Origin of the sequence: Streptomyces sp. NPDC088252, assembly GCF_044740965.1 — a bacterium.
Lineage (GTDB): Bacteria > Actinomycetota > Actinomycetes > Streptomycetales > Streptomycetaceae > Streptomyces.
The window spans coordinates 249,986-273,626 of sequence record NZ_JBIURS010000004.1 but is presented as its reverse complement, the minus strand read 5'-3'; the positions used below and the strand labels follow the sequence as shown (position 1 = coordinate 273,626).

Annotated in this window: 23 protein-coding genes and 1 tRNA gene; 14 read left to right on the top strand and 10 right to left on the bottom strand. The window is 70.4% G+C overall.

Annotation, left to right across the window (positions count from 1 at the left end; genetic code table 11):
- The first annotated feature begins 105 nt into the window (after window positions 1-105).
- The 6 genes from ACIOHC_RS10875 to ACIOHC_RS10850 all read left to right on the top strand — a co-directional run bounded on the left by ACIOHC_RS10875 (window position 106) and on the right by ACIOHC_RS10850 (window position 3,772).
- Entirely contained in the window at window positions 106-309 is a 204-nt protein-coding gene (locus tag ACIOHC_RS10875; RefSeq protein WP_401842374.1) for a hypothetical protein, read from the top strand.
- 1 nt (window position 310) lies between these two features.
- Window positions 311-847, top strand: coding sequence for a DUF6879 family protein (locus ACIOHC_RS10870; protein ID WP_401842373.1), 537 nt, complete (start codon window positions 311-313; stop codon window positions 845-847).
- Complete coding sequence (locus tag ACIOHC_RS10865) at window positions 844-1,686, top strand: helix-turn-helix domain-containing protein (RefSeq protein WP_401842372.1); 843 nt, start codon at window positions 844-846, stop codon at window positions 1,684-1,686. The genes ACIOHC_RS10870 and ACIOHC_RS10865 overlap by 4 nt, the downstream gene beginning before the upstream one ends.
- A gap of 87 nt (window positions 1,687-1,773) precedes the next feature.
- Complete coding sequence (locus tag ACIOHC_RS10860; RefSeq protein ID WP_401842370.1) at window positions 1,774-2,226, top strand: hypothetical protein; 453 nt, start codon at window positions 1,774-1,776, stop codon at window positions 2,224-2,226.
- 199 nt (window positions 2,227-2,425) lie between these two features.
- On the top strand, window positions 2,426-2,920 hold the full coding sequence (locus ACIOHC_RS10855; protein WP_401842369.1) for a hypothetical protein: 495 nt from the start codon (window positions 2,426-2,428) through the stop codon (window positions 2,918-2,920).
- A 156-nt stretch (window positions 2,921-3,076) separates the two neighbouring features.
- Window positions 3,077-3,772: a hypothetical protein gene (locus ACIOHC_RS10850; RefSeq protein WP_401842368.1), complete on the top strand. Its 696-nt coding sequence runs from the start codon at window positions 3,077-3,079 to the stop codon at window positions 3,770-3,772.
- Between the two features lie 159 nt (window positions 3,773-3,931).
- On the opposite strand, the gene ACIOHC_RS10845 is transcribed toward ACIOHC_RS10850, so the two are convergent.
- The 5 genes from ACIOHC_RS10845 to ACIOHC_RS10825 form a co-directional block, all read right to left on the bottom strand.
- Window positions 3,932-4,156, bottom strand: coding sequence for a helix-turn-helix domain-containing protein (locus ACIOHC_RS10845; protein ID WP_401842367.1), 225 nt, complete (start codon window positions 4,154-4,156; stop codon window positions 3,932-3,934).
- A 538-nt stretch (window positions 4,157-4,694) separates the two neighbouring features.
- Window positions 4,695-4,767: transfer RNA gene (locus ACIOHC_RS10840), tRNA-Arg, on the bottom strand.
- 256 nt (window positions 4,768-5,023) lie between these two features.
- Window positions 5,024-5,824, bottom strand: a complete 801-nt coding sequence (locus tag ACIOHC_RS10835) for an FAD:protein FMN transferase (RefSeq protein ID WP_401842365.1) — start codon at window positions 5,822-5,824, stop codon at window positions 5,024-5,026.
- A complete protein-coding gene (locus tag ACIOHC_RS10830) occupies window positions 5,817-6,260 on the bottom strand; it encodes an FMN-binding protein (RefSeq protein WP_389636577.1) in 444 nt (147 codons plus the stop codon). Before ACIOHC_RS10830 ends, ACIOHC_RS10835 begins: the two co-directional genes overlap by 8 nt.
- An 11-nt stretch (window positions 6,261-6,271) precedes the next feature.
- Window positions 6,272-7,633 (bottom strand): ferric reductase-like transmembrane domain-containing protein, encoded by a 1,362-nt coding sequence (locus tag ACIOHC_RS10825; RefSeq protein ID WP_401842363.1) that lies wholly within the window; start codon window positions 7,631-7,633, stop codon window positions 6,272-6,274.
- Between the two features lie 171 nt (window positions 7,634-7,804).
- On the opposite strand from ACIOHC_RS10825, the gene ACIOHC_RS10820 reads away from it, so the two are divergent.
- The 3 genes from ACIOHC_RS10820 (at window position 7,805) to ACIOHC_RS10810 (ending at window position 11,988) form a co-directional block, all read left to right on the top strand.
- Window positions 7,805-8,542: a response regulator transcription factor gene (locus ACIOHC_RS10820; RefSeq protein WP_351075989.1), complete on the top strand. Its 738-nt coding sequence runs from the start codon at window positions 7,805-7,807 to the stop codon at window positions 8,540-8,542.
- On the top strand, window positions 8,539-9,963 hold the full coding sequence (locus ACIOHC_RS10815; protein ID WP_351075991.1) for a HAMP domain-containing sensor histidine kinase: 1,425 nt from the start codon (window positions 8,539-8,541) through the stop codon (window positions 9,961-9,963). Before ACIOHC_RS10820 ends, ACIOHC_RS10815 begins: the two co-directional genes overlap by 4 nt.
- A 210-nt stretch (window positions 9,964-10,173) precedes the next feature.
- The gene (locus tag ACIOHC_RS10810; protein ID WP_389636579.1) at window positions 10,174-11,988 is read left to right on the top strand and encodes a class I adenylate-forming enzyme family protein; all 1,815 of its coding nucleotides are present in this window, start codon (window positions 10,174-10,176) and stop codon (window positions 11,986-11,988) included.
- A gap of 40 nt (window positions 11,989-12,028) precedes the next feature.
- Here ACIOHC_RS10810 and ACIOHC_RS10805 read toward each other — a convergent pair whose 3' ends face one another.
- Window positions 12,029-13,306, bottom strand: coding sequence for a M6 family metalloprotease domain-containing protein (locus tag ACIOHC_RS10805; RefSeq protein ID WP_376286045.1), 1,278 nt, complete (start codon window positions 13,304-13,306; stop codon window positions 12,029-12,031).
- A 396-nt stretch (window positions 13,307-13,702) separates the two neighbouring features.
- Here ACIOHC_RS10805 and ACIOHC_RS10800 point away from each other — a divergent pair, with 396 nt between their 5' ends.
- Both ACIOHC_RS10800 and ACIOHC_RS10795 read left to right on the top strand, forming a co-directional pair.
- Window positions 13,703-14,365 carry a TetR/AcrR family transcriptional regulator gene (locus tag ACIOHC_RS10800; protein WP_351075996.1) on the top strand — a complete coding sequence of 221 codons (663 nt, stop codon included), beginning with the start codon at window positions 13,703-13,705 and terminating at the stop codon, window positions 14,363-14,365.
- A gap of 327 nt (window positions 14,366-14,692) precedes the next feature.
- Window positions 14,693-16,225 carry an MFS transporter gene (locus ACIOHC_RS10795; RefSeq protein WP_351076000.1) on the top strand — a complete coding sequence of 511 codons (1,533 nt, stop codon included), beginning with the start codon at window positions 14,693-14,695 and terminating at the stop codon, window positions 16,223-16,225.
- A gap of 87 nt (window positions 16,226-16,312) precedes the next feature.
- On the opposite strand, the gene ACIOHC_RS10790 is transcribed toward ACIOHC_RS10795, so the two are convergent.
- Complete coding sequence (locus ACIOHC_RS10790; RefSeq protein ID WP_351076002.1) at window positions 16,313-16,825, bottom strand: MarR family transcriptional regulator; 513 nt, start codon at window positions 16,823-16,825, stop codon at window positions 16,313-16,315.
- Between the two features lie 136 nt (window positions 16,826-16,961).
- On the opposite strand from ACIOHC_RS10790, the gene ACIOHC_RS10785 reads away from it, so the two are divergent.
- Window positions 16,962-17,744, top strand: a complete 783-nt coding sequence (locus tag ACIOHC_RS10785) for a class III extradiol ring-cleavage dioxygenase (protein WP_351076004.1) — start codon at window positions 16,962-16,964, stop codon at window positions 17,742-17,744.
- Between the two features lie 67 nt (window positions 17,745-17,811).
- Here the strand turns inward: ACIOHC_RS10785 and ACIOHC_RS10780 are convergent, their stop codons facing one another.
- Both ACIOHC_RS10780 and ACIOHC_RS10775 read right to left on the bottom strand, forming a co-directional pair.
- A complete protein-coding gene (locus ACIOHC_RS10780; protein WP_351076007.1) occupies window positions 17,812-18,924 on the bottom strand; it encodes a questin oxidase family protein in 1,113 nt (370 codons plus the stop codon).
- Window positions 18,925-18,995: 71 nt separating this feature from the next.
- Window positions 18,996-19,535, bottom strand: coding sequence for an N-acetyltransferase family protein (locus ACIOHC_RS10775; protein ID WP_351076009.1), 540 nt, complete (start codon window positions 19,533-19,535; stop codon window positions 18,996-18,998).
- Between the two features lie 148 nt (window positions 19,536-19,683).
- On the opposite strand from ACIOHC_RS10775, the gene ACIOHC_RS10770 reads away from it, so the two are divergent.
- The gene (locus ACIOHC_RS10770) at window positions 19,684-20,682 is read left to right on the top strand and encodes a sigma-70 family RNA polymerase sigma factor (RefSeq protein ID WP_351076012.1); all 999 of its coding nucleotides are present in this window, start codon (window positions 19,684-19,686) and stop codon (window positions 20,680-20,682) included.
- Between the two features lie 86 nt (window positions 20,683-20,768).
- On the opposite strand, the gene ACIOHC_RS10765 is transcribed toward ACIOHC_RS10770, so the two are convergent.
- Window positions 20,769-21,869 (bottom strand): YafY family protein, encoded by a 1,101-nt coding sequence (locus ACIOHC_RS10765; RefSeq protein ID WP_351076015.1) that lies wholly within the window; start codon window positions 21,867-21,869, stop codon window positions 20,769-20,771.
- Between the two features lie 93 nt (window positions 21,870-21,962).
- Here ACIOHC_RS10765 and ACIOHC_RS10760 point away from each other — a divergent pair, with 93 nt between their 5' ends.
- Complete coding sequence (locus ACIOHC_RS10760) at window positions 21,963-23,549, top strand: MFS transporter (protein WP_351076017.1); 1,587 nt, start codon at window positions 21,963-21,965, stop codon at window positions 23,547-23,549.
- Window positions 23,550-23,641 lie beyond the last annotated feature (92 nt).

The window sequence follows — 23,641 nt, the reverse complement described above, 5'->3', positions numbered from 1 at the left end:
CAACCTGGACGGATGTCTGGTGATCAGCAATCTGCCGCAATCGTCCGGTGCTGGCTCACGATCTCGCGCATCCTGGTCTCTCCACCGAGGCAGACGGAGGGCGACATGACGCTCAGGTTCATCGGCACCACCAGCGACGACGGTGATTGCCCCACTCTCTACGAGGTCGAGGAGACGGGCGACATCGTGGTCCAGGGCGACAAACTCACCGACCCCGAGCACCTGGAGCAGCTCCGCGACGTGAAGCCATCGGAAACGTTCGTAGTGGTCCCTCGGGAGCTGCTGACCCGCTTCGCCCCCAAGGAGTGACGTGCCGGACCTGATTCCGTTCAAGGAAGCCACGCACTTCTTCGAGGACTTCGAACACACTGCCTGGCGCCTGGAAACCCGGCAGGGCTATGCATCTGACAGGAATGGGCCGAACTGGGGCCGCTGGCGGAATGGTGAGGATGTCAGCCAGGACCCGCCGGACGCCTGGCGCCGGAACGTGGCAGCGAAGACAGCGGCCGGGGCGCGGTTCGAGCGGGTGCGCCTGGTCGACGACCCGCCTACTCAGGGGCAGCGATTCCTCCTTGCGCGAGCCCCCAGGAACGTGGCGGCCGGTGAGGACATCCGCAATCTGTACCGAACGGATGCCGTTCGGATCGGCCTGCCGGACTTCGATTTCTGGCTGTTCGACTCCCGCACCGTGATGCGATTTGTTTTCGATGAGGACGACACCACCCTCGGTGTGGTCCTCACAGACGACCCGGTCGACGTCGTGGCAGCGTGCCAGGCCCGGGATGCCGCTTGGCATCATGCAATCCGTACCGCCGACTTCGCCAGGGCGGTACGTTCCAGCGTGTGAGCACCGACTTTCAATCCGCCCGGGTCGCCCTCGGCGCACGGCTCCGCGAGCTGCGTGCCGAGGCCGGCCTCGACGGCAAGGGCGTGGCTGAAGTGCTCGGCTGGCAGCGCTCGAAGGTGTCGCGGCTGGAGACTGGGAAGCAGACCCCTTCGGTCGCTGATCTCGTGGCGTGGTCGCAAGCGGTGGGCCGCCCCGAAATGTCCGAGGAGTTGAAGGGCCGCCTGTCCGGTCTGGAGACGCAGTACCGTTCGTGGCGTCGGCAGTTGGCTGGCGGGCATCGGGCTCGGCAGGAGCTGGCCGTTGCGGAGACTGCGGCGACCCAGATGGTTCGCGGGGTGGAAGTCTCCCGCATTCCTGGTCTGTTCCAGACGGCGGACTACGCCCGGCACACCTTCCAGGCGAATGCCGAGTTCCGGCAGACCCCTCGGGACGTCGAGGAAGCCGTACGGGCCCGCATCCGTCGCCAGGACGCCCTGTACGAGCGGGGACGCCTGTTCCGGTTCATCGTCTGGGAGGGGGCCCTCCACGTCCTCACGTGCCCGCGCGAGGTCATGGCCGCACAACTTGAGCGCCTTGCCGGGCTGATTGGACTCGACACCGTCGAGATCGGTGTCATCCCGTTCGGTGCGCAGCTGCGACGGGCGCCGACCCACGGGTTCTGGATCTACGACCAGCGGCTCGTCATCGTCGAGACGATCAATGCGGAGATGTGGCTCGATGACGAGGAGAACATCGCTCTGTATGAGCGGGCATGGGACTGGCTCGCCGAGGCTGCGGTTCACGGACCGCAGGCACGCCGACTGATCGCCCGAGCGAGGGCCTCGCTGGACCTCACGTAAGCAACCGGATTCAATCCGCCGGCCCACGCGCGCAATCCGGCGCAATCGACGGGCCAACTCGTTGCCAGCATCCCTACGGTGCTGGTCATGGCCCCACGGACACGCAATCCGGGCTCGGAATGGCTGGCCTCCTGCGCCCCGGATCCGGTATTGGTGCATCGCAAGTGGGCGGCTGATGAACTCGCGTTCATCCCGTCCGGTCGGCTCTGGCTTGCTGTCGAGGCCGACATCATGCCGACCGTCGCCGCGATGCAGCGCATCGGCCCGGACCTGCTCGGCCCGGTCCTCGTCTATCCCAGCGCCGACCGCGCCTGGTGGCTCGTGCCGCCGGGCGCCGAGGAAGTCCTGGACGACCTGTCCAGGCTGACGGTGCATCCGGAGCGCTGGCAGCTCCGGTGCCCGCCGGCCGAGCGGTACATAGACGGCTACGGGTGGCTGGAGAAACCGGACGGCTCGGGAATGCTGACGAGCCCGACCGTCCTGGGGGCTGCTTTCGGCCCTGGTGGAGGGCTCCGGCTGCCGGCCGGGGCGTTCGGTTGAGTACGCCTCTGGCGGAGTTGTTGCCGCCGGTGGAGGCCCTGAGCCCGCATCAGCAGCGCGGTGCCCATTGTGTGTTCTGCGGAGCTGCCCTGCGCGCCGGGTTCGTCCGCGACCTGGGGGTGCGCATACGCGAGGTGCACGGGAACCGCGTCCGATGGTTCCCCCGGTCCTGTCTCACCTGCCCGAAGAAAGGAAAGCCGTGACCACCCTGACCACTGGAGTCGAACGGCGTCTCGCTGTGGAGCACTGGCTGTTATCGACGGTGCCGGACCGCAACCGGGTGCGCGCGGAGTGGGAGGGCCGCCCCTTTGCGCTGCTGCCGTGCGGGGCGCTGTTCGCGGCCGTACGTATCCCGTCCTCCGTCGTCCGGGCCGCGGCCGGGAGTGACGACCAGGAGGACGTGGACCGGTTCCTCGCGGAGGCACTGATGGACGGCCCTGTGATCTGTGACCGGTACGCGGCCCGGTACTACGCCCTCGTTCCGGCCAGTGCGGCGCGGCGGTGGGACGTCCCGGACACCGTGTGTCTGGGGAAGGGGTCGGAGCTGGGCGTTCCCCGCCCTGGCGTGACCGCCGGGGACGGGGCGCGAGTGTATTGGTCGGTGCCGATGGATTCGGCCGGTGTGCTGTGCCCTCCTGCCGCCGTCTCTCAGGCCGTGATGGTGGGCCGCTACCGGTCGGCAGCTTATGGATGAGCCTGTGGGTGCAGAGGAGACGTACCGCGTTCTTGTGGGTCACACCCTGGCGTGTGGGGCCTGTCGTGCGAATGCGCCATGCGAGAGGCGAAGGGCGCTGAGACGTACGTGGAAAGCGCTCCGCGGCCCGGCCTCGGTCTTTTCGGGGAGGGTGCGATGACCCTGCGGCGGCCGTCGGTCGTTCCGTACATCGCGTCATGGTCGCCGGAGCAGGTGCCGAGCCCGGTGGTGATCAGTCCGCGCGGCGGCATCGCGTACCGCGACGAAGACACCTGCGACCGGGACGGCAAAGGCCGCCTCTGGCTGCGGACGCTGATCAAGCCCCGGTGCGGTCGCCCCGAGCTCGGCCGGGTGCATCCCCTGCGGCAGCGACGTGCAATGAACCGTCTCCTGTGTCAGGTCTGCGGTGGACCGTCCGACCGGGACGAGCGGGGCACGCTGTGGCTGCTGGAAGACTGCCGCGAGGACTGGCACGGCTGGCCGAACGGATTGTTGACCGTGCACCCGCCGGTGTGTGTGCCGTGCGCCCGTATCGCTGTCGGCGCCTGCCCCAACCTCAGGGCCGGTTCCGTGGCCGTACGGGTCGGGTCCAGCGAGGTGGCCGGGGTGTACGGAGTCAACTACCAGCCGGGGAAGAAGAAGGCCCGTGTGGTCGAGGACGGAGACCCTGCCTCGCGGTGGGTGCTTGCTAGTCAGCTGGCCCTCAGCCTCTCGGACTGCACACTGATCGACCTGGACGAGATCACCGATGCGCCGACGAACCTCTCATGCCTCCCGCCCGTGGCTACGCCGATGGCCGCGGGCGGGTTCCCCGCCGCGGCCTCATGCGGGCCGCGGCAGGTCCGGCCCTGATCGGGGTCGTAGGCGGATGGCCATCACTGCAGCGGTCGTGCTCGTGCTCGTCTACGTGGTGATCACGTTCGCTGCCATGCACCGCCCGATCTGACAGGGCGGAGATATGAGACTCCCGCCCGTACCCGAGGCCGGCGGTGGCCGGGGTGCGGGCGGGCCCTACTCGCGGGCGAGGTCGGCGAGCGGGACACCGATCGCGTCGGCGATGCGGATCAGGGTGTCGATGAGCGCAGCGCGGTGCCCCTGTTCGATCTCGCTGTAGGTCGCGATCCGGATGTCGGCCCGCAGCGCGACTGCTTCTTGTGTGAGGTTCGCGTGGAGTCGGGCGGCGCGCATGTTGTCGCCGATGGCCCTGCGCCTGGCGTGGACGCGGTCGGGGGGCATCGGCTGGTGGTGCACCTACCCACGCTCGCCGGGGTCTTGATCGTTTGTCTTTACGGTCGACCGTAAAACGGTTGATCATGAATATGCAGGGGCATACCCCTGCTGGAAGCTGCCACCTTCGGGTGGTTCGTTGGCGGCCATTGGCATACGCGCCTCTGTCAAAGTTCGGCCGTCTGGCGTCATGACTGAGTCACGACGCCCCGCCCCGCACTCATTTTGGTGCGGGGCGGTCTACGTTGGGCAGTAAGAGACCCCCACCGATATACGCGGTGGGGGTCTCGTCTGTGGGCCCGGCCTCCCCGCCGGGGGAGCCACAGCTCGCGGGAGGCGCGCCTCAGGCGCGCATGGGGAGTCACGCCTGCCCCTCCCGTGTGTCGCACTCTACGACGCCAGCGTTCAGGTCTAGTCCCTTTTGGCGATGAAAGCACTGCAAGATCACGTGGGAATGTGGACTCCATGTGGACTCCGGGTAGAGGAGAGGCCCCCCGTTCGAACGAACGAGGGGCCCCGCATGCTCTCTGACCTGCTATCCGGTCAGTGCCCCCGGCAGGATTCGAACCTGCGACACCCGCTTTAGGAGAGCGGTGCTCTATCCCCTGAGCTACGAAGGCGGGGATCTGTCGGAAACGTGTGCAAAACCCGACCCGGGTGGGCGATGGGCTTCAGGTCGGTTTGCCGACAGGTTTGCGGTGGTCCGGCCCGTGAAGGGTGGGCCACCGCCGACAGTGTAGCGGGTGGGGTGAGGTCGGTACCTCGGGTTTGTGCCGTGCGCGCCTGTGGGGTGTGAGCTGGGGTGCTGCCAGTGGGTGAGGTGGGGCGGGCCGGGGTCGGGGGTCCGCGGTTTCAGGCGCCGAGGGGCGCGCCCGTTCACGGCGGGCAGGATGGGGGTCGCATGGCGCCTCGTGAGCCGTATCGACTGAATCCTGAGGTCTGCCACGTCCGGCCGTCGGGCAGGGCGGCGAGTGCCTCGTAGCCGTCCAGTGCTTCCAGCCAGTCCCGCGCGTCCTCGCCCATGGCGAACGCGGCGGTGGCGTAGGCGTCGGTCATGCTCAGCCGGGGGCCGACGACGGTGAGGGAGGCGAACGCGGTGGCGGGTGTGCCGCTGTGCGGGTCGAGGATGTGGACGCCGCGTTCGGCGGTGCCCGAGGTGGCGACGGCCAGGTCGTGGTCGGCGGTGATGACGGTGAGCAGTTCGCCGGGCCGCAGGGGGTGGGCGATGCCGATGCGCCAGGGGGCGCCGGGGGTTGCCCGGCCGCGGAGTTGGAGGTCGCCTCCACCGTTGACGCAGGTGTGGTGCGCGCCGGCTTCGTGGAGCAGCCGGGAGGCGGCTTCGGTGGCCCAGCCCTTGACGAGGCCCGAGGGGTCGAGAACACCGGCCGGGACGATGCTGAACCAGCCGTCCGTGACGTGGGCGGCCTGCGCGCAGAGGGACAGCACCTCGTGGACCTCGGGCGGGCAGTCGCCGAGGCGGATCTCACCGCGGTCGAGTCGGCTGATGTGGCTGTCGGGCCGGTAGGTGGAGAACACGGCATCGACCCGGTGGAGTTGGCGCACGGCCTCGGCGAGGGCGCGGTGGAGGGCAGTGGTGGGCTCGTTCCGGATGTCGAAGGAGAAGACCGTGCCCATCACGTGCTCGACGTGGCGCAGACCGTATGCGGTGTCAGCCATGGGCCTGGTCCAGGGCGCTCTGCAGGGACTGTATGTAGCCCTGGCTGGTGTAGCTGGCGCCGGTGACGGCATCGATGTGCGCGCTCTGGGCGCCGATCGCCTCCTGGGTGAGGCGTGGCAGGGCGTAGGAGGCGATCTGCTGGTCGCGGCCGTTCTGGTCCGGCGCCCGGAGCACCTTGACGGCGGTGATCCTTCCCCGGGCGAGGGTGGCGGCGACCTGCACGGTTCCGTACGGGGTGTCGATGGGATCCCCGGTGAACGTGCCCGTCCCCGTGGACGCGCCCGATGCCGTGCCCGCAGAGGTGGGCGGGGACGAGGAGACCGTGGGGGATCGGGGGGTCACTCCTGCGAGGGCGGGGCGCTGGTGGGGTTTGAGGGCGAGCAGCGCGATGACGAGGGCGCTGATCCCGGTGGTTGCCAGGACGGCTCGGCGCATGACGGTTCTCCTCAGAACGCGAACGACTCGTGGTGGATGCGCCGTGCCGGGACACCGGCGTCGCGCAGGGCCTGGATCGCGGCCCGTGTCATGCCGGGCGGACCGCAGAGGTAGACGTCGTGCGCGGCGAGATCGGGCACCAGAGCACTCAGGCCCTGGGCGGTGAGAGGTGACGAGTACTCGGCCGGTTCGTCGACGACGTAGTGCACGACGGCCCGTCGGCGGGCGGCTATCGCGTCGATCTCACCGCGCAGGGCGAGGTCTTCGGGGCGGCGGGCGCGGTGGACGAGGGTGACCTGCCCCGGCAGCGTCTCGAAGAGCGTGCGCAGGGGGGTGATGCCGACGCCGCCGGCCAGGAGCAGGGCCTTGGGAGCGGTGCGGCGGTTCGCCGTGAGGCCGCCGTAGGGTCCCTCGGCCCACACCCGGGTGCCGGGCGCGAGGTGGGCGAGCGCGGCGCTGTGGCCACCCGCGGTCTTCACCGTGATGCGCAGATGGCGCGGGTGCGCGGGGGCCGAGAGGGAGTAGGGATTCGCGGTCCACCACAGCCCGCGGGCCAGGAAGCGCCAGCGCAGGAACTGCCCCGGCTCACCCCCCAGCTCATCCAGGTGCTCGCCGGTGAGGTGGACGGAGACCACGCCCGGCGCCTCGGGGTGGACGGCCGCGACGCGCAGGCGGTGACGCAGCCCGCGCCGGACGGGGACGGCGAACCGGTACCAGGCGACCAGCGCGGCAACACCGGGATACAGCGTGTACCAGGCCACCTGGGCGAGGCGGTTGCCGACGAAGTCCGCGCCGTTGGAGAGCTGGTGGCCGAACGCGAGGAAGACCGCCAGGTAGGTGGCGAAGTGCAGGTAGTGCCAGGTCTCGTAACTCATCCTCCGGCGGGCCGCGCGGGCCGAGAGGACTCCGGTGGCCACGAGCAGCAGGAAGCCCGCCGTGCCCTTGAGGAGGTCGGGGTAGTGCAGGACGAGCATGGAGGTCTGGCCGAGCACGTCCGTGTGGGAGGTCAGTGAGTAGCCCCAGATGATCAACAGGGTGTGGGCGAGGGCCAGCGAGACGGTGCAGCGACCGCCCAGGGCGTGCCAGCGCGCGAGGCGGTCCGTGCCGATGGTGTGGTCCAGGAGTGGCACGCGGGCCATCAGGGCCAGCAGCACCGCGCAGGCGTAACCGGCCAGCAGCCCCGTGATGCGCCCGGCGCCGGTGAGCCAGCCCGCCGGGCCGACCACCGAGGTCGTGTCGATCCACCACAGGGCGAGCACTCCCGCGGCACCGGCCCAGATCGCCGACGGTGCCAGGAAGCGCACGGCGCTGCGGCGCGGGCGCCGGTGGCGCATCTTGCGGCTCGCGTATGTGGTGGTGAACGTGGTGGTCATGGGGGCTCCTCCGGACAGGACTCGTTCCGGCGACGGACGGCCAGCCTCCCGGTTCAACTTCTGTGTATCTTCTGAAAGCGACCCGCCGGCGACTCTCAGAGCCGATTCAGAGGGAACTCAGAGACACGGCCCGACCTGCCGTGGCCCGCGCCGGGGGATGCTGAAGGAACCATGGATGAGCCGCGTACGACATCGCCTCTGCACCGCCTTGACGGAGAACCGGTAAGGGTTCTCGTCGTCGACGACGAACCCGACGTCACCGATGTCCTGGCCGGGGTCATGGCCGGGGAGGGCTGGCAGGTCCGCACCGCTGCCGACGGCGTGACCGCGCTCGCGACCGCCCGTGACTTCCGGCCCGACGCGGTGGTCCTGGACTGGATGCTGCCGGACCTCGACGGTCTGCAGGTCCTGCGCGCGCTGAGACACGACGCACCCGGCGTGTGCGTGCTGTTCCTGACCGCCCGGGACGCGGTCGAGGACCGCGTCGTCGGCATTAGCGCCGGCGGCGACGACTACGTCACCAAGCCCTACAGCCTGGAGGAAGTCCTGGCCCGGCTGCGCGGGCTGCTCCGGCGGGCCGGTCTGACGGCGGAATCCGCCGGCACGAACTGGCTCACCGTCGGTGATCTCGCCATGGACGAGGAAGCCAGGGAGGTCAGACGCGGCGGGGTCACCGTCGAGCTGTCCCGGACCGAGTTCGAACTTCTGCGGTTCCTCATGCGAAACCCGCGCCGGGTGCTGTCCAAGGACCAGATCCTCGACCGGGTCTGGGCCTACGACTTCGGTGGGCGGGCCCACATCGTCGAGCTCTACATCAGCTACCTGCGCAAGAAGATCGACGCCGGACGCACCCCGTTGATCCACACGGTGCGTGGTGTCGGCTACGTGCTCAAGCCGGAATCCCGATGAGACGCCCGCTGCCCCGCACCCTGCGCGGCCAGCTCACCGCCGGACTCGTCGCACTGCTCGCCCTCGCCTGCCTCGCCGTCGGAATCACCACCGCCCTCGCACTGCGGGGCTTCCTGATGGGGCGCCTGGACGAGCAGCTGTCCGCCTCCGGCGGCCGGTTCGCCGCCAGCCTGGAGCACGAGGCCACGCCCGACGCCGACAACCGCCCCGACACCCGGGGCCAGGCGGAGTCGACCTTCGGTGCGCGCCTCCTGAACGGCACCGTCACCCAGGCAGCCGTCGTGCACGACGCCACCGACCGCCCCCTCCCCCTCACCTCCGCGGACCGTCACTCCCTGGCGGGGATCCCCGCCGACGCACACGGACACAGCGTCCGCCTCGCAGCTCTGGGCGCCTACCGCGTCACGGCTGTCCGGGGCGACGACCAGGACACCCTGATCACCGGCCTGCCCCTGCACCCGGTGGAAGAGACCGTTCACCGCCTCGAAGCGGTCGAGGCCGTGCTGTTCGGCGCCGCCCTCGTGGTCACCGGCGTCGCCGGGGCCTTGTGGGTGCGGATCTCCCTGCGCCCCCTCCAGCGGGTCACCGCCCGCGCCGCGGAGGTGGCCGGGCTGCCCCTCGCCAGTGGGGAGGTCGCCATGCCCGGACCGCTTCCCGACACCGACCCCCGTACCGAGGTCGGTCAGGTCGGCAGCGCCCTCAACCACATGCTCGGTCATGTCGAGGGCGCACTCACCCAGCGCCAGGCCAGCGAGGAGCGGCTCCGGCACTTCGCCGCCGACGCCAGTCACGAACTGCGCACCCCCGTCGCCAACATCCGGGGCCACGCCGAGCTCGCCCTGCGCCACCACGGCCCCGTTCCCGGCGAGGTACGCCACGCCCTGGAGCGCATCGACGGGGAGTCGCAGCGCATGACACGCCTCGTCGACGACCTGCTTCTCCTCGCCCGCCTGGACGCCGGACGCCCCCTCGAACACGAGCCGGTCGATCTGACCCTGCTGATCCTGAACGCGACACAGGACGCACGTGCCGCGAGCCCCGGCCACCGCTGGCTCCTCGACCTCCCCGGAGAACCGGTCACCGTCACCGGCGACGCCCACCGGCTCCAGCAGGCCATAGGGAACCTCCTGGCCAATGCCCGTACCCACACCCCGCCCGGCACGGAAGTGACCGTCGCCCTCACCGCCGATCGGACCGGCGTCGCTGTGTGCGTGAGCGACAACGGACCAGGGATTCCCTCCGAGCTCCAGCCCGAGGTCTTCGGACGCTTCGTCCGCGCCGACCACGCCCGCTCCCGCAGCACGGGAAGCACCGGTCTCGGCCTCGCCATCGTCCACGCCGTCATCACCGCCCACGGCGGAGCCGTCACCGTCACCAGCGGCCCCGGACACACGGCCTTCCGCCTGACACTTCCCGCCTGACCCCGCCGGGCCCGGTCACAGTGTCTGTGCGGCCACGGACGCCGCGCAGGTCGCCCGCACGCAGACTGCGTGACCGCCTTCGGCAGCTCCGAGGCCACCCGACAGGCTCCGAGAGCCGCTGCGGGCGCGGGTCGGACGGTTCCCTTGACGACGGGTGGGCGCGGGCATACCGTCGCGAAGGTACTGAGCAAGCGCTTAGAGAGGTCGTTCGTGCCGCACATCGACCCGATTCCCGCCGCATCGGCCCCGCAGGCCCGCCCCCCGGCCGCCGCTGCCGATGAAGCCGCCGCCGCGGACGCCGCGGCCCGTGTCGAAGCCGCGCTCACCGCTCCGGGAGCCCCGTTCGCCGTGGTGCGGGCAGAGGACGGGGCGCACGCCGGAGCCCTCGTGTACGCGGACGGGCCACGCACACTCCGTGAGTTCGTGGAGACCACCTGGGCCTACGGGGACCGGCCGTTCCTGATCTCGACGGAGCGCGGTTACTCGTACGCCGAGTTCTTCGCCGCCGCGTCCGCGCTGGCGTGTCGGCTGACCGGGACGTACGGGCTGCGCCGGGGAGACCGGGCCGTCGTCGCGATGCGCAACCACCCGGAGTGGCAGATCGCCTTCTGGGCCGCGCAACTGGCCGGGCTGGTGGCCGTCCCGCTCAACGCCTGGTGGACCGAGGACGAGTTCACGTACGCGCTGGACGACTGTGAGCCGCGGATGCTCCTGGTGGACGGCGAGCGGCTGCCGAGGGTCGCCGGCTGGGCGGCGAAGAACGGGGCGCGCGTGGTCGTCTTCCACGCGGAGGGGGCGGTCCCGGACGGCGTCGAGCGGTACGAGGACCTGCCCGCGCCCGATCCGCTCGCCGCGCCCCCCGAGGTCGAGATCCGGCCGGAGGACGACGCGACGATCATCTACACCTCCGGCACCACCGGCCGGCCCAAGGGCGCGGTCGCCACCCATCTCGCCCAGGTGGGTGCCGTACTCAACCCCCGCTACCACGCCGCCGCCTCCGCGCTCGGGCGCGGGATCGTCCCGGGGCAGGGGCCCGCCCCGGTGACGCTGCTGACGTTCCCGTTCTTCCACGTCGCCGCGTTCACCGGCTTCTACGCGGCGATGGCGGCGGGCGGCACGATCGTGCTGATGCGGAAGTGGGATGCCGAGGAGGCGCTGCGGCTGATCCGCGCACACGGCGTCACGCACTACGCCGGAGTCCCGACGACCGCGCTCCAGCTCCTCGCGGCGGCCGAGCGGGCGGGCGACGGTCTGGAGAGTCTGCAGATGCTGAACACCGGTGGGGCCGCCGCCCCGCCCGATCTGGTCGCGCGGCTGACCGCCCGCCACGGCGACCGGATCGAGCCCCGCAACGGCTACGGTCTGACCGAGACCAGCGGAGGGGTCCTGGCGAACTTCGGCGCCGAGTACCGGCTCCACCCGGGCAGTGTCGGCCGTCCGACCCCCGCCACCGAGGTGCGGATCACGGGCCCCACGGGCGAGGTGCTGCCCGACGGCGAGGTCGGTGAGCTGTGGCTGCGCGGCCAGTCCCTGGTCCGCGGCTACTGGCGGGACGAGGCGGCGACCGCTCGGGCGTTCACCGACGGCTGGTTCCGGACCGGTGATCTCGCGCTGGTGCGCGCGGGGCGGGTCGATGTCGTCGACCGGATCAAGGACATGGTGATCCGCGGCGGGGAGAACGTGTACTGCGTCGAGGTCGAGGCGGTGCTCCACGACCACCCGGACGTCGAGGACGCGGCGGTGCTGGGGGTCGCGCATCCGGTCCTGGGGGAGGAGGTCGCGGCCGTCGTCCGGCTGCGGGCCGGTGCCACCGTCACTCCCGAGGACCTCAGGGCGCACGTCGGCCGGAGCCTGGCCGCGTTCAAGGTTCCGGCCCATGTGCTGGTACGCAGGGAACCGCTGCCCCGCAATCCGACCGGGAAGATCCTCAAGCGGGAGCTGCGCGGGCCCGTCGAGGCGGAGGTGCGGCGGGCCGACGGGGAAGAACCGGCCACGGATCCGGATGGAGAGGGCGGCCGGACGTGACCGTGGCCGAGCGGGGCGGTCGGGCCGAGGACTCGGGCGGTCAGGGGCGAGTGATCCGGACGCGGTAGTTCCCCTTGTCGTCCTTGTCGACCACGGATATGCGTATGCCGCTCGCCCGGTCGGTGAAGGTCTGGCCGGGCTGGTAGGGGGCGTCGGAGAGTTCAGGGTGCACATTGGGCAGCTGGGTGCAGCCGCCGCTGCCCTTGGTGCTGTCCGCGACGGACACCGGCCCCTGACCGGTGTCGACGTCCGAGTGCACCTTGTAGATCAGCACCCCCGGCCGGCAGACCGCCTGGTCGTTGCCCGCCCGGGTGCGTACCTCCACGGCGTAGCCGGACTCGCTGCTCAGCGGTACAAAGGCCAGCTTGATGCCGCCCCGGGTGGCCAGCGGTTCGAGGACGTGGTCGCTGGTGCCGGACCGGGCGGCGCAGCTGACCTGCTTGTTGTCCAGCCAGCCGAGCTTCCACTTGTGCCAGCCGAGCAGGTCGTTGTTGGCCCCCCAGTCCTCCGACATGATGTCCCAGTGCCCGACTGCGCCGCCGCCCTCCACGGTGTAGAGGTCGGGGAGGCCGAAGACATGGCCGTTCTCGTGCGGCAGGACACGGTAACCGTTCTGCTTGAACGAGCCCGAGCCGTCGTCCTGGCGGCTGTAGATGAACGAGGTGTTGGCGAGCGGGACGCCGTCCGCGTGCGGGGCCTCGTCGTTGCCGGAGAAGGTCACGGACAGGACGGTGTCCAGGGCGGGAGGCCCGGCGTTCGGTGTGACCAGGATGTTGACCAGGTCGTACGTGCTGAAATCGACCTTCGACTTCGCGGCGGCGACGATGTCCTGGACGAGTTGGCGGTACCCCGGCTCGTACGATGATCCGCGTTCTATCCCGTATTCGGAGAACGGGAGCGGCATCCGCAGCCAGGTCTTCACGGGCGCGTCGGGGATGTAGGTGAGCCGCCCGTACGAAGCGGTCCGGAACCAGTTGATGGTCTGCGGGAAGAATTCGCCGAACCGGTCCATCGCCGGTTCGGCGCCCGGTGCGTCGGGGAAGTCGATCATCAGGTTGAGTGCGTGGATCCTGCCCGTGGAGCGGGCGTAGTTCGCCGCCGTCGGTATGCCCTCCGACATCTGCACGCCCATGGTCGTCGCTATTCGGCACGCGGCTGTGCCCGCCGCCCGGGGGCTCGCCACCGGTCCGGCCGATGCCCGGCCGGACATCGGAAGCGCGCTGCTGGCCGAGGCCAGTGCCGCGATGACCAGGGTCGTGGCCGAGGCGAGCGCGATCGGGCTGCGGTGCTTGCGTATCCGGTGGCGGGTCTTCTGCATACAGGCGCCTCGGGGTCCGCGGCAGCCGGCCGGCCCTGACTGCGCTCTGCCGATCAGCCTGTGACGGGTGATGCGGCACCGCTCGCCGGGTGCGCCGAACGGTTGGTTTTCCCGTTTCGAGGTGTGCCTCAGGTCACATCGTGGTGGGGAAATAACCGGGGACCGTTTCCCCGTTTGAACTCGTGTCCCCGTGAAACGGGGAGGCATTCCCCGGTTGCGGGGAGGGGGTGCTGCAAGGATGGAAACAACACAGGAGCAAGAGCAGGACCAGGACCGAAGCAGGATCGAGACCGAGGCCGAAGCAGGGCCGAGGCCGAAGAGACCAGAACCGAAGACCGGCACCGCGAAGACCGTGGCGCCGGGAACCCCAGGATTCGGAAGGCAGGGACAGTCGTCGTGGACACCGCCACTCGCACCGCCGCCGGAACGGCGCAGCCCCGGACGCACCGTCCGCGGGCGGACGCGCTGCGCAACCGGGAGCGGATCGTGACGGCCGCGCGCGAGATGTTCGTCGAGTTCGGGCCGGACGTGCCGCTCGACGAGGTCGCCCGCCGCGCCGGCGTCGGCAACGCCACGCTCTACCGGAACTTCCCCGACCGGGCCGCGCTGACGCACGAGGTCGTGCTCGCGGTCACCTCCCGCACCACCGACCGCGCGGAGGAGGCGGCGGCCGAGGAGGCCGATCCCTTTGCCGCGCTCTGCCGCTTCGTGCACGCGGCGGCCGACGAACGGATCGGGGCCCTGTGCCCGATGCTGTCCGGCGGCTTCGACAAGGACCACCCCGAACTGCTCGCCGAGCGTCGGCGCCTCGAAGAGGCCGTCGAAGGGCTCGTGGCGCGCGCCATGTCCGCCGGGCGCCTGCGCACCGACATCGCGGTCGGTGACGTACTGGTCGCCCTCTCCCAGCTCACCCGGCCGCTGCCCGGCATCGGCTGCCCGGACATCGACCGGTTCACCCACCGTCATCTACAGCTGTTCCTGGACGGACTGGAGGCTCCGGCCCGGTCCCGGCTGCCCGGAACGGCGGCGACCTTGGAGGATCTGCGGCGCCGGCCATGAGGCCCGCGCCGGGCTCCTGAACCGGGTGCCCGGCGGCGCGACCGCCGCACTGTGACCACGCCTTCCCCTTTCACCGCACCTCGACCACGTCTTCCATTCACCGCTCGACCCGCAACGACCTGTCATGCCCGAGCGGTCGCACCCGACCCGTCACGCCGTCCGCCCCGTCGGGGCTGATCCGTCACGCCCCACCGACGGCGCCCGACCCGTCCCGCCCGGCCTTCTCCGGCGGCCGTTCTCGCCGGCCGTCCCTTACCGACTGCCCGTTCGCCGACCTCTCGGTTCACGATTTCGCGCGCCCACGCGCGTCCTTAGGTGGATAGCTCCATGTCAAAAACAGCTGATATCCGACTCCCGGACCCCAGTCGCTGGAAAGCGCTGGCGTTCATCGCCCTCGCGCAGCTGATGGTCGTGCTCGATGCCACGATCGTGAACATCGCGCTGCCGCACGCCCAGACGGCCCTGGGCATATCCGATGCCAACAAACAGTGGGTCATCACGGCCTACGCGCTCGCCTTCGGCGGACTCCTGCTCTTCGGAGGCCGGATCGCCGACCTCTGGGGCCGCAAGCGGACGTTCGTCGTCGGTCTGATCGGCTTCGCACTGGCCTCCGCGCTCGGTGGCGCGGCCCAGAACCAGGGCATGCTCTTCGGCTCCCGGGCCCTCCAGGGCGTCTTCGGCGCGCTGCTCGCCCCGGCGGCGCTGTCGCTGCTCGCCGTGATGTTCACCGATGCCAAGGAGCGTGCCAAGGCGTTCGGCATCTACGGTGCGATCGCCGGTGGCGGTGGCGCCGTCGGCCTGATCCTCGGCGGTTTCCTGACCCAGGCGCTGAACTGGCGCTGGACGTTCTTCGTCAACATTCCGTTCGCGGTCGTCGCGGCCGCGGGCGCGTACTTCGTGATCCGCGAGCCGGCCGGCAGCCGCAACCGCTCGCCGCTCGACATCCCGGGCGTCGTCCTGTCCGCACTGGGTCTGGTCTCGCTGGTGTACGGCTTCACCCGTGCCGAGTCCGCCGGCTGGTCGGACGCGCTGACCATCGGCATGTTCGTCGCGGCCGGTGTGCTGCTCCTGGCGTTCGTCCTGACCGAGTCCCGGGTCAAGTCGCCGCTGCTGCCGCTGCGCGTGGTGCTGGACCGCAACCGCGGCGGCGTCTACCTCTCGCTGGGTCTGGCCGTCATCGCGATGTTCGGTCTGTTCCTCTTCCTGACGTACTACCTGCAGGTCGTGAAGGGGTACTCGCCGATCAGGACGGGCTTCGCCTTTCTCCCGATGATCGCGGGCATGATCACCGGTTCGACGCAGATCGGTGCCCGGCTGATGACCCGCGTCCCGGCGCGCAAGCTCATGGGCCCCGGCTTCCTGGCCGCCGCCGTCGGCATGCTGCTGCTGACGCGGCTGGAGGTCGGCTCCTCGTACACCACGGTCATCCTGCCCGCGCAGCTCCTGCTGGGGCTCGGCATGGGCACGGCGTTCATGCCGGCCATGTCGCTGGCCACGCACGGTGTCGAGCCGAGGGACTCGGGCGTCGCGTCCGCGATGGTCAACACCTCGCAGCAGGTCGGCGGCGCGATCGGTACGGCGCTGCTGAACACCATCGCGGCATCGGCGGCGACGGCGTACGCCACTTCGCACGCCGCGCTCGGCGCCCGCGACCCCGAACTGCTGAAGCTCCAGTCGATGGTGCACGGCTTCACCGGTGCCATCTGGTGGGCCGTCGGCATCCTGGTGGTGGCCTCCGCGATCGCGGTGACCTTCATCAACGCGGGGCGCCCCACGGCGACCACGGCGAGCGCGGGCTCCGGTTCGGGGGACGTCGACGGTGTCGAGGACGAGTTCAAGGTCCCGGTCGTCGCCCACTGACGTCGCCCTGCGGCGTGAAGTGAGGTGAACGCGGCTCTGCCCCGGTTCCGTCGAGCGGAACCGGGGCAGAGCCGTGTGGTGAGTGGCTCAGCGCAGCCAGGGCAGATCCGCGTCCGTGCCCTCCGGCTGCAGCCCGGTGGCGACGACCTGCATGATCTCGCCGAGCGAGCGCATCTGCTCGGGTGTGAGCCGGTCGAACATCGCCTGGCGCACGGCGCTGACATGGCCCGGCGCGGACCGGCGGAGCATCTCGTAGCCGTCGTCGGTGAGGACCGCGTTCTGGCCGCGCTTGTCGGACGGGCAGTCCTCGCGGCGCACCCAGCCGCTCTTCTCCAGCCGTGCGACGGCGTGCGAGAGCCGGGATCGGGTGATCTTGGCGTCCTTGGCCAGCTCGGTCATCCTCTTCCGGCGGCGGGGCGCCTGGGAGAGCTGGACGAGCAGTCCGTAATAGATGTGCGGCATCCCCGCGTCACGCTGCAACTGGCGGTCGAGGTGGTCCTCCATGAGCGTGGTGGCGTGGAGATACGCACGCCAGACACGCTGCTCTTCGTCGGAGAGCCAGCGGGGCTCGCCGGGGGATGCCGTGGTCATGTACTCCACTGTACGACCTTTTCTTGAAAGTTTAACTAGATAGAGCTAAGGTCTCGGAAGGTAGGAGCTTGAAGATTAAAGAATCCTTCCTTCGCAAAGAGACCAGTAGAAGACTTACCTCGATCAGCAGCGGATGGGGAGTGCCATGACTGTCACCGCGGAGCGCATGCCCGCCCTCTACCTCTCCCACGGCGCACCGCCGCTGGCCGACGACCCGGTCTGGCCCGGGGAACTGGCCGCCTGGTCCGCCGGCCTGCCCCGCCCCCGCGCGATCCTGATGGTCTCCGCGCACTGGGAGGAGGCCCCGCTCGCCCTCGGTGCGACGGAGACCGTCCCGCTCGTCTACGACTTCTGGGGTTTCCCCGAGCACTACTACCGCGTGCGGTACGCCGCCCCGGGCGCCCCGGAACTGGCGGAGAACGTGCGCAAGCTGCTGCGTGGCGCCGGTATGCCGGTCCAGGACATCCCGGACCGCGGGCTCGACCACGGGGCATACGTCCCGCTGGTGGAGATGTTCCCGGACGCCGACATCCCCGTACTTCAGATCTCCATGCCGACGCTGGACCCGCAGAAGCTGATGGACATCGGGCGCAGGCTCGCGCCGCTGCGCGACGAGGGCGTCCTGATCGTCGGCAGCGGCTTCTTCACCCACAACCTGGCCGCCCTGCGGCACGCGGGCGGCGGCGTCCCCGGCTGGTCGGCGGAGTTCGACGACTGGGGGCAGCGGGCGCTTCAGGCGCAGGACATCGACGCCCTGCTGGACTTCGAGCACAAGTCCCCGGCCGGGCGGCTGGCCCACCCGCGCACCGAGCACTTCGCGCCGCTCTTCGTGACACTCGGTGCGTCGGAGAGGGAGCTGGGCCTGGGCCGCAGCGTCATCGACGGGTTCTGGATGGGGCTGGCGAAACGGTCGGTGCAGTTCGGCTGAGAATGCCGAAGGCCGGGGGCCGAGGGGACGGGGGCGCCGAGGCCGGTGAGAGGCCTCGGAGGATCCGTCACAGGGTCGGCGGGTTCAGTTCGATCGAGCGGAGCGCGGCGGCCAGGGCCGTGGAGTCGCCGACGTCCAGCGCGGTGTCGGTGAACTTGATGGTGTGGTCGTCCCCGTGCGCCGCCGCCCGAGCGAAGAGCTCCTCGGCGGAAGCGGTCGTGGGCGCGTACGGGGCGGGCTCGGCCGGACCGTACGCGGCGGTGACGGCGGCGCTCGCCGCCCAGGCGGCCCCCAGGCTCGGCGCCCACAGTGCGCGGGGGAGTGCGGGGAGAGTGCGCAGCACGGCGTTGGGCGCGGTCGCGGCATGCACCAGCATGACCGGCTCGCCGTGCCCGTGGGTGGCATATCGATGCGTCGCGGCCCGCACCAGCTCCTCCAACCGGGTCCGGGCCTCGTCCGGGTCGTCGGTGAAGCGCTGCGGCCAGACCGGGAACGCGGTGAGCCGCGCCAGCCGGTCCCGGATGCCGCCGCTCTGTTCCGGCACCGGCGGCACGGCGTCCAGCGCGGCCCCGGCGCTCGGTGCGGGGGTCAGCGGAGTCAGCGCGGGCAGCGGCTGGTGGCGGGCGGCCCAGTAGCCGAGGCCATGGGCGAGCTCGGTCATCCGGGGGGCGCTCGCCTCGCCCGCGAGCAGGGTGCGTACGGAGTGGCCGACCCGGATCACGGGGTGGGTGGCGCCCGCCGCGATGCCGGGCAGCAGCCGCGGCCACCACTCGGCCAGGACGTCCCGCCAGGGGCGCTCGGCCGTCTCCCGCTCGAAGTACAGCGTCCAGTCCGCGATCCGGCGCGGGTCTCCCAGGGCCTCGCGCCAGTTCTCCGCGGTGACCCGGGACGCGGCGTCCGGCATGTCCTCCAGCTTGTCGCTGTAGTGGTCGAGCCAGCGGTGGACGAGCGGTGCCTGACCGTGCCGGACCAGTGCCTCGACGGCCATCGGACCGTGATTGCTCAGCCAGCCGTTCCGTTCCGGGCCCGCGGTGTGGAGGCGTTCCAGCGCCTCGTCGAGCGTGCCCGTGGTGTCCTCGGAGGTCCCGACGGCCGCCGCGTCGCCCCCGACGGCCGCCGCGTCGCCCCGGCTGCCCGCTGTGCCGCCCGCTGTGTCGTCCGTGCTCGTCGTCTCGTCCATACGGGAGGACGCTAGGCGTGGCGCCCGTGGCGCGTATCGGGCTGTGGTCCCGGTCCGGGACCGTGCGCGACCTAGGACCCGGGCCCCATCTGCTTCTCGTACCAGGCCACGTCCCAGTAGGTTCCGAACTTCCGGCCCACCTCGGCGTACGTACCGACATGGCGGAAACCGAAACGCTCGTGCAGCCGGGCCGAGGCGTCGTTGGGCTGGGTGATGCCCGCGTACGCGCGGTGCAGGTCCTCGCCGGCGAGCGCCTCGAACAGGGATGAGTAGAGGAGCGTACCGATGCCTCGGCCGGTGGCCCACGGGGCGCAGTACACGCTCACCTCGACCGAGGTCGCGTACGCCGCCTTGGGACGGAAGGCGCTGCTGGTGGCGTACCCCAGGATCGAGACGGGGCCGACAATGCGGACATCCTTAGCAACCAGAAGACGGTGGGGGCCGTCTTCCGGGTGGGAACGAAGCCACGGCAGCCGCTGTTCGGGTGTAAAGGGGGCCGTATCGAATGTGAGCGCGGTCTCACGAACGTAATGGTTGTAGATGTCCGTGAGTGCCACCAAATCGCCTTCGGTGCCTGGCCTGACCTGCACTTCTGTCTGGATGTTCGGCATGCGCAATCCCTTCGCGGCGGCACAGGGTACTGCATGATCACGAAAATGAATGCCAGGCATGGGAATTCTGTCCGGATTCCAGTCGTTGTTTCCATCGGATGCAGGGCACCCGAGAGGGTGTCGCGACCTACTCAGCAAGGGAGCACGCATGGCAACCCGTGCCGTCGCCCGTCGTTCGTCCGCCACCGGCGGGACCAGCCGGGCAAGCAGTGTTCGCGCCTCGGGCGGAGAGATCGCCGATCGCGACCTGGTCGGCATGTACCTGGACGAGATCGCGCGTACGCCGCTGCTCGATGCCGCAAAGGAGGTCGAGCTGTCGCAAACCGTCGAGGCGGGTGTGTACGCGCGTCAGATTCTCGACGGTGTGGTGGAGAGCGAAGCCGGTGGAGCATCACGCGCGGAGCTGGAGGCGCTGGTCGCCGAGGGCGAGCGCGCCAAGGACATATTCATCCGTTCCAACCTCCGGCTCGTCGTTGCCGTCGCCCGCCGCTACCCGCGGGCCGGGCTGCCCCTGCTCGACCTGATCCAGGAGGGCAACGCGGGCCTGGTGCGCGCGGTCGAGAAGTTCGACTACGCCAAGGGCTTCAAGTTCTCCACGTACGCGACGTGGTGGATCCGCCAGGCCATCACCCGTTCCATAGCCGACCAGTCCCGTACGATCCGGCTCCCCGTCCACCTGGTGGAGGAGCTCGGCCGGATCCGCCGGGTGCAGCGCGAGTTCAACCGTGAGCACGGGCGCGAGCCGGAGCACACGGAGATAGCCGCAGAGCTGGACTCCACGCCGGAGCGTGTGGGCGATGTCCTGGACTGGGCCCGCGACCCGGTCAGTCTCAACATGTCCGTGGACGACGAGGGCGAGACACAGTTCGGTGATCTGCTGGAGGACACCTCCGCGGTGTCGCCCGAGCAGTCGGTGATGACGCTGCTGCGCAGCGAGGAACTGGAGGACCTGATCGGCAAGCTCGACAACCGCACCGCGTCGATCATCCGTATGCGCTACGGCATCGAGGACGGCCGCGAGCGGACCCTCACCGAGGTGGGCAAGCAGCACGGGCTGACCCGTGAGCGGATCCGCCAGATCGAGAAGCACGCGCTGCTCGAACTGAAGCGAATGGCGCACGACACGGGTTTTGACGCTGCGGCGTGAGCCCGAGTCCAGTAACCTCCGAAATAGGTCGCTTCGTGTGACCCCCTGAGCTGAGTCCCGGCGCCCACCCCCCCTGGCGCCGGGGCTCATCCTTTTGTGCCCAGGGCGCCTCTGGTGCTGGTGGCTGCGCCCTTGGTGCCCGCGGCCCCGGTGCCTGTGGACCGGTCGGCCGGCGTCTTCGCGGCCCCGGCGCTTCGGCGCGTGGCCGGTGGGTCCGCGCGTCGGTGCGCCGCTGCCGCGCGGGTCAACCGGGCGCCCAGATCACTCAGGTACTCCACCAGCTGCGGCGGCTCGTGCGCGGTGAACTCGCAGTCCACCAGCGCGAGCCGGACCGCCACCCATTCCAGTGAGTCAGACAGCACCGCCCGCAGCCGGCAGCTGTTCTCGCCGGTCCGCTCCAGTGGGCCGATCGGGGCCGGGAGGCGCGCGGACACGAAGTCCGCCGGGGCCGCGAAACTCACGTCGACGGCCAGCTCGGGCTGTCGCCGGGCGATGGAGTCGGCGAGGAACTCTGCCGCGTCCCCCGTGGGCAGCTCGCGCGGGGTGAACCGGGCCCCGGTCGCGAACGGCTCGCTGACCCGGTCGACCCGGAACGTGCGCCAGTCCTCGCGCCCCAGGTCGTATGCGACGAGATACCAGCGCCACCCGGTGCTCACCAGCCGATAGGGCTCGGCCTGCCGCTTCGTCTCGGCACCGTCCCCCGCGCGGTAGGCGAACCGCAGCCGCTCCCGCCCGGTGACCGCCGCGGCCATCACCGTGAGCGTGTGCGGGTCGATGGTCGAGCCGTCGCCACGGGTCAGCGGCATCGTCGCGTTCTGCAGGGTCGAGACCCGGTGCCGCAACCGCGAGGGCAGCACCTGCTCCAGCTTCGCCAGAGCCCGTACGGACGCCTCGTCGACCCCCTCGATGGCATGCCCGGCACCGGCCCGCAGGCCCACCGCGATGGCCACCGCCTCCTCGTCGTCGAGGAGCAGCGGCGGCATGGCCGTGCCCGCGACCAGGCGGTAGCCGCCGACCGATCCGCGCGAGGCCTCGACCGGATAGCCGAGCTCGCGGAGCCGGTCGATGTCGCGGCGGATCGTGCGCGGGCTGACGTCGAGCCGCTCGGCGAGCTCGCTGCCCGGCCATTCGCGGGGCGTCTGGAGGAGCGAAAGCAGGTTCAGCAGCCGTGCCGGAGTGTCGGTCATGGGCTCACCTTCGTGCCGGAGTGTCGGTCATCTCACCAGGATGCCCAGCCCATTGGGTCATGACCTGTCCTAATGACTGCTTAGTTTCTTCCCATGACTTCTTCCACATCTCTGCCGTCCACGGCATCCGGGCCCACGGTGTCCTCGGACCCGTCGGACCGGCGACGCTGGTTCGCGCTCGCCATCGTGATGACCGCGGCCTTCATGGACCTGGTCGACGTCACGATCGTCAACATCGCCGTCCCGAGCATCCAGCAGGACACCGGCGCCTCGTTCAGCTCGATCCAGTGGATCACCGCCGGATACGCCCTGGCCTTCGCGGCCGGGCTGATCACCGGCGGCCGGCTGGGCGACATCTACGGCCGCAAGCGACTGTTCCTCATCGGTATCGGCGGCTTCACGCTGGCCTCCGCGCTCTGCGGCTTCGCCGCGAACCCGGAGATGCTGGTCGCCTCCCGCATCCTCCAGGGCGGCACCGCCGCGCTCATGGTTCCGCAGGTGCTGTCGATCGTGCACGCCACCTTCCCGGCACACGAGCGCGGCAAGGTCTTCGGCCTCTTCGGGGCGATCGTCGGCCTCGGCGCCGTCCTGGGACCGCTGCTGGGCGCGCTGCTCACCGAGTGGAACATCGCCGGTCTCGAATGGCGGCCCATCTTCCTGATCAACCTGCCGGTCGGCATAGCGGGTCTGATCCTGGGACGGAAGTTCATCACCGAGTCCAAGGCCCCGAAGGCGCTCCGGCTCGATCTGATCGGTGTCGCCCTGGTGACGCTGGGACTGCTGATGCTGATCTACCCGCTCACCCGTGGCCGCGAGCTGGGCTGGCCGCTGTGGGGCCACGTGTCGATGGTCTGCAGCCTCCTGGTGTTCCTCGTCCTGGTGGTGTTCGAGCGGGGCAAGGCGCGCAAGGACGGTTCACCGCTGGTCGAGCTGTCGCTGTTCCGGGTCAAGAGCTTCGCGGCGGGCATCGCCGTGCAGCTGACCTTCGGTCTCGGCCTCGGCATCTTCTTCCTGGTCTGGACGCTCTACATGCAGATGGGGCTCGGCTGGAGCGCGCTGAAGGCCGGCACGACGGGTATCCCGTTCTCGATCGCCGTCTCGTTCGCCGCCGGGATCTCCGTACAGAAGCTGGTGCCCCGCTTCGGCCGCAAGGTCCTCCAGTCGGGTGCGCTGCTGATGATCGCCGGCCTGCTGCTCTACATCTGGGAGTCGGACCGGTACGGCATGGGCATCGCGTCCTGGCAGATGGCGCTGCCGCTGGTGGTCATGGGTATCGGCATGGGCCTGATCGTGGCTCCGCTGACGGACATGGTGCTGTCCGAGGTGCCGAAGGAGCACTCCGGTTCGGCCTCCGGGCTGATCAACACCGTGCAGCAGATGGGCAACGCGCTCGGGCTCGGACTGGTCTCGGTCGTCTTCTTCGGCTCCATCGGGGACCGGCTGGCGCCCCAGCAGGTGGGCCCGGCGTTCGCGGAGGCGTTCCAGCACTCGCTGTGGTACGTGGCCGGGGTGCTCGCGGTGATCTTCCTGGTGATGTTCGCGCTGCCGGCCCGGCCGCGGCGGCAGGCGGAGGGCGGTGACGGGGCCGTGGGCGATGAGAGCGTCTCCGTGAAGTCTGTGAGCGGGGTCGGGGCCGGAGCCGGGGCCGAGCTCGGCAAGGAGCCTGCGCTGACCCCGTGAGGCCATGACGCCGTGATCGTGCCGGCGTCCTGAAGGCGAGAGGTGCCCGTACTCCCCGGGGGAGTACGGGCACCTCTCATGTGTGCCGGTGT

Bases quoted from the DNA above. Each gene is read 5' to 3' on its own strand.
- ACIOHC_RS10875 (WP_401842374.1), top strand. From the start codon at position 106: ATGACGCTCAGGTTCATCGGCACCACCAGCGACGACGGTGATTGCCCC.
- ACIOHC_RS10860 (WP_401842370.1), top strand. From the start codon at position 1,774: ATGGCCCCACGGACACGCAATCCGGGCTCGGAATGGCTGGCCTCCTGC.
- ACIOHC_RS10850 (WP_401842368.1), top strand. From the start codon at position 3,077: ATGACCCTGCGGCGGCCGTCGGTCGTTCCGTACATCGCGTCATGGTCG.
- ACIOHC_RS10845 (WP_401842367.1), bottom strand. From the start codon at position 4,156: ATGCCCCCCGACCGCGTCCACGCCAGGCGCAGGGCCATCGGCGACAAC.
- ACIOHC_RS10835 (WP_401842365.1), bottom strand. From the start codon at position 5,824: ATGGCTGACACCGCATACGGTCTGCGCCACGTCGAGCACGTGATGGGC.
- ACIOHC_RS10830 (WP_389636577.1), bottom strand. From the start codon at position 6,260: ATGCGCCGAGCCGTCCTGGCAACCACCGGGATCAGCGCCCTCGTCATC.
- ACIOHC_RS10825 (WP_401842363.1), bottom strand. From the start codon at position 7,633: ATGACCACCACGTTCACCACCACATACGCGAGCCGCAAGATGCGCCAC.
- ACIOHC_RS10820 (WP_351075989.1), top strand. From the start codon at position 7,805: ATGGATGAGCCGCGTACGACATCGCCTCTGCACCGCCTTGACGGAGAA.
- ACIOHC_RS10815 (WP_351075991.1), top strand. From the start codon at position 8,539: ATGAGACGCCCGCTGCCCCGCACCCTGCGCGGCCAGCTCACCGCCGGA.
- ACIOHC_RS10805 (WP_376286045.1), bottom strand. From the start codon at position 13,306: ATGCAGAAGACCCGCCACCGGATACGCAAGCACCGCAGCCCGATCGCG.
- ACIOHC_RS10795 (WP_351076000.1), top strand. From the start codon at position 14,693: ATGTCAAAAACAGCTGATATCCGACTCCCGGACCCCAGTCGCTGGAAA.
- ACIOHC_RS10785 (WP_351076004.1), top strand. From the start codon at position 16,962: ATGACTGTCACCGCGGAGCGCATGCCCGCCCTCTACCTCTCCCACGGC.
- ACIOHC_RS10780 (WP_351076007.1), bottom strand. From the start codon at position 18,924: ATGGACGAGACGACGAGCACGGACGACACAGCGGGCGGCACAGCGGGC.
- ACIOHC_RS10775 (WP_351076009.1), bottom strand. From the start codon at position 19,535: ATGCCGAACATCCAGACAGAAGTGCAGGTCAGGCCAGGCACCGAAGGC.
- ACIOHC_RS10770 (WP_351076012.1), top strand. From the start codon at position 19,684: ATGGCAACCCGTGCCGTCGCCCGTCGTTCGTCCGCCACCGGCGGGACC.
- ACIOHC_RS10765 (WP_351076015.1), bottom strand. From the start codon at position 21,869: ATGACCGACACTCCGGCACGGCTGCTGAACCTGCTTTCGCTCCTCCAG.
- ACIOHC_RS10760 (WP_351076017.1), top strand. From the start codon at position 21,963: ATGACTTCTTCCACATCTCTGCCGTCCACGGCATCCGGGCCCACGGTG.